The organism is Pseudomonas sp., from assembly GCF_037994325.1.
In the GTDB taxonomy this organism is placed as follows: Bacteria; Pseudomonadota; Gammaproteobacteria; order Pseudomonadales; family Pseudomonadaceae; genus Aquipseudomonas.
This window is the reverse complement of the sequence record NZ_JBBNAH010000553.1, coordinates 1-2,759: the sequence shown is the minus strand read 5'-3', so window position 1 is coordinate 2,759 and position 2,759 is coordinate 1. Positions and strand designations below refer to the sequence as shown.

Annotated in this window: 2 protein-coding genes, 1 pseudogene and 1 riboswitch; of the genes and pseudogenes, 2 read left to right on the top strand and 1 reads right to left on the bottom strand. The window is 60.9% G+C overall.

The window, feature by feature from the left end; translation table 11 throughout:
- Nucleotides 1-308, bottom strand: a pseudogene (locus AAAB16_RS18545) (hypothetical protein); the annotation flags it as partial.
- A gap of 319 nt (nt 309-627) precedes the next feature.
- A riboswitch (guanidine-I (ykkC/yxkD leader) is annotated at nt 628-733 on the top strand.
- Between the two features lie 55 nt (nt 734-788).
- On the opposite strand from AAAB16_RS18545, the gene AAAB16_RS18540 reads away from it, so the two are divergent.
- Both AAAB16_RS18540 and AAAB16_RS18535 read left to right on the top strand, forming a co-directional pair.
- Complete coding sequence (locus AAAB16_RS18540) at nt 789-1,868, top strand: putative urea ABC transporter substrate-binding protein (RefSeq protein WP_340664652.1); 1,080 nt, start codon at nt 789-791, stop codon at nt 1,866-1,868.
- Nucleotides 1,869-2,037: 169 nt separating this feature from the next.
- A partial coding sequence (locus AAAB16_RS18535) for an ABC transporter permease subunit (RefSeq protein WP_340664651.1) occupies nt 2,038-2,759 on the top strand: 722 nt, incomplete at its 3' end.

Sequence of the window (2,759 nt, the reverse complement as noted above, 5' to 3'; positions counted from 1 at the left end):
GGGTAGAAGCCGCGCGGTGGTTGGTTCCAACCCTGGTAAATGGGTGGGCGGCGATGCGGTTGCGGGGCGTAGTAACGCGGTGGCGGTGGCGGCGCGTAATACCGCGGGGCCGGCACGTAGTAACGTGGCGCGGAATACACCTCATAGCGCTGTACGCTGTAGCCATTGCCGTAGGGCGAACCGTAGGCCGGTACGCCATAACCACCGCGGCTATAGCTGCGGTCGTAATTGTCGTCGAAGTCGTAACCCACACAACCCGCTAAGAACAGGCTGATAAAGCCGAGCAGCAGGGTTCGGTAAAACGTCATGGCAGCCTCCTGAGACCGCACGGGAACCGAGGGGCGAATGCCGCTCAGCGAGTGTTCCCAAGTCTTGGACAGCGCCAACGTCTAGCGGCTTGCTGTAGGGCGATGCTTATTCCATTGCCAGTTATTTCAGCTTTGCACCAAAGCGCAGCGCACCTCCACTGCGCGCCTTATTTTCGCGCACGGGCGCTATCACCTAATTCAATGGATTACCCGCCAACCCTAGTAAACCGGGCCCTGAGCAAGTTGGCACGGCTCTGGCTATAGCCCTGCTGTGCAGGATTAACCCAGGCCAACGCCCAGGTACGCGGCACCACAATTTGCAATGGATGACTAGGGTTCCGGCTAGCGCTTAAAACGCTCAGTGACTGGTCCGAGAGTTATCGACCTCCAGTGAGGTTACACGGCGGGACAAAAGCCCGGGAGACGAACGCCAAGCCGCGTTGCGCCTGCCCGCTTTTTCTCGAACTGGAGGTTTTATTTATGCGCTGCCCTTCACTTAAGCCCCGCTTTCTCGCTCTCGCGTTTACTGGCCTTGCGGCCGCCCTCAGTTTCAGTGCCCAAGCCGCTGCAAAAGAAAAATTCTCCGTTTGCTGGACCCTCTACGCCGGCTGGATGCCGTGGGAATACGCGGCCGCCGAAGGCATCGTTGATAAGTGGGCGAAGAAGTACAACATCGCCATCGACGTGGTGCAGCTCAACGACTACGTCGAATCGATCAACCAATACACCGCCGGCCAATTCGATGGCTGCACCATGACCAATATGGACGCGCTGACCATTCCGGCCGCTGGCGGCGTCGACTCCACTGCCCTGGTGGTCAGCGACTTCTCCAACGGTAACGACGGCATCGTACTTAAAGGCAAGGGCAAAACCCTGGCCGACCTCAAGGGCCAGCCGGTCAATCTGGTTGAGCTGTCGGTGTCCCACTACCTGCTGGCGCGTGGCCTGGAAACAGTCGGCCTGAGCGAAAAAGACCTCAGCGTGGTGAACACCTCCGACGCCGATATCGCCGCCGCCTTCAACACCAGCGAGGTCAATTCGGTGGTGACCTGGAACCCCATGCTGGCGGAAATCAAAGCCCTGCCCGATACCACCGAAGTGTTCAACTCCAGCCAGATTCCTGGCGAGATCATGGACATGATGGTGGTCAACACCGCCACGCTGAAAGACAACCCCGCCCTGGGCAAAGCCTTGACCGGCGCCTGGTTTGAAATCATGGAACTGATGGCAACCGACAGCCCGCGCGCCACCGCCGCCCTGGAACATATGGCCAAGGCCTCGGGCACCGACCTCGCCGGTTTCAAAGCACAACTGGCGACCACCAAGCTGTTCTACACCGCCAAAGACGCCCTCACCTTCGCCACCAGCCCACAACTGCCGGAAACCATGAACAAGGTCGCCAGCTTCTCCTTTGCCCACGGCCTACTCGGCGAAGGCGCGAAAGATGCCGGCGCGGTGGGCATCAGCTTCGCCAATGACGTGGTCACCGGCGACAAGGGCAACATCAAACTGCGCTTCGACCCGAGTTATGTGCAGATGGCGGCGGATGGCACGTTGTAACCATGGTCCCGCGGACCTTCGTAGGTTGGGTTGAGCGACGCGAAGCCCAACAAGGAGCCCAACGGGCTCCGCTTGTAGATACCTGGACGACCGATACGCGCCGTCCTGCGGACGGCCTGTTGGGCTTCGCCTTTGGCTCAACCCAACCTACGTCAGACGGTACAAGACTTTGAGACTAATCAATCGCCACCCCGACGGTGCCGGCCGCCTGCTGCTAATCCTGCTGCCGTTCGCGCTGTTGCTGTTCGCCTACTTCACCGGCTCGTCGGCGCGGTTGGCGGACAACCCTAACGACAAGCTGCTACCCAGCGCGGTGCAAATGACCGACGCGGTCAAGCGCATGGCGTTTGAGCAAGACAAACGCAGCGGCGGCTACCTGCTCTGGCAAGACACCGCGTCCAGCCTGCAACGCCTCGGTATGGGCCTGGGTATCGCGGCGGCGTTGGGCCTGTGTCTGGGCATCGCCGCCGGCACCTTGCCGCTGTTTGGCGCGCCGTTGTCGCCGTTGCTTACGGTGCTGTCGATGGTGCCGCCGTTAGCCATTCTGCCGATTCTGTTTATCGTGTTTGGCCTGGGTGAGCTGTCGAAAGTCATGCTGATCGTCATCGGTATCACCCCGGTGCTGGCCCGCGACCTGGAACAACGGGCGCGGGAAATTCCGCCAGAGCTGCTGATTAAAGCGCAGACCTTGGGCGCCTCGACGTGGACGCTGATCGTGCGGGTGATCCTGCCGCAACTGCTGCCGCGCCTGCTGATCGCCCTGCGCCTGGTGCTCGGCTCGGCCTGGCTGTTCCTTATCGCCGCAGAAGCCATCGCCTCCACCGATGGCCTCGGCTACCGCATCTTCCTCGTGCGTCGCTACATGGCGATGGACGTTATCCTGCCCTACGT

Bases quoted from the DNA above. Each gene is read 5' to 3' on its own strand.
- AAAB16_RS18540 (WP_340664652.1), top strand. From the start codon at position 789: ATGCGCTGCCCTTCACTTAAGCCCCGCTTTCTCGCTCTCGCGTTTACT.